This window comes from Burkholderia sp. 3C (assembly GCF_054589155.1).
On record NZ_BAAILN010000110.1, the window covers coordinates 1 to 582 of the forward strand.

1 protein-coding gene is annotated in these 582 nt (G+C 56.0%); it reads left to right on the plus strand.

The window, feature by feature from the left end:
* The first annotated feature begins 91 nt into the window (after positions 1-91).
* The gene (locus ACYP33_RS22480; protein WP_459623989.1) at positions 92-355 is read left to right on the plus strand and encodes a BrnA antitoxin family protein; all 264 of its coding nucleotides are present in this window, start codon (positions 92-94) and stop codon (positions 353-355) included.
* The last annotated feature ends 227 nt before the right edge of the window (positions 356-582 follow it).

Genomic DNA, 582 nt, shown 5'->3' on the forward strand with positions numbered 1-582 from the left:
GATCGCCTTCATATGCTGGTGTTCACGCCGCGCGGCGGCATGGTTCACGTTATCAGCCTTCGAAAAGCCAACTCCCGTGAGGTGAAGAGATATGGGTCAGCAAAAAACCAGCAAGCCAACTGACGACAATCCGGCGCGACCGGCGGAAGACGTGTTGTCCGAGTTGTTAGGCAAGGAGGTTGCGGCCAAGTTGACGAAGCCGCGTGGCAGGCCGAAGTCGGTCAATCCCAAGATGCCGCTCAAGCTGCGGATCGATCCTGACATCGTGGATGCCTGCAAGGCACAGGGCGACGGATGGCAAACACGCATGAACGATGCGCTCAGCGACTACGCGACATCACACGGCATGATGTGAGGTTGTGTGTCTGGCGTGGCCAGCTCAAGGCCACACGCCTCTCCTTAAAACACAAATCGAAGCGGACATCGATGAGGCGGTATGGGAGTTCTCCCTTCGCTTGCTGGTAAGGCTTATCGCACCGAGAACCGGTTCGGTTGTTGGTATCGGCAGGTACCAACAAAAAATACCAACAAAGGTGCTCGCTGTCTTTGAGCAAAGTCTGATAACGCTGGGGGCTAAAAGCC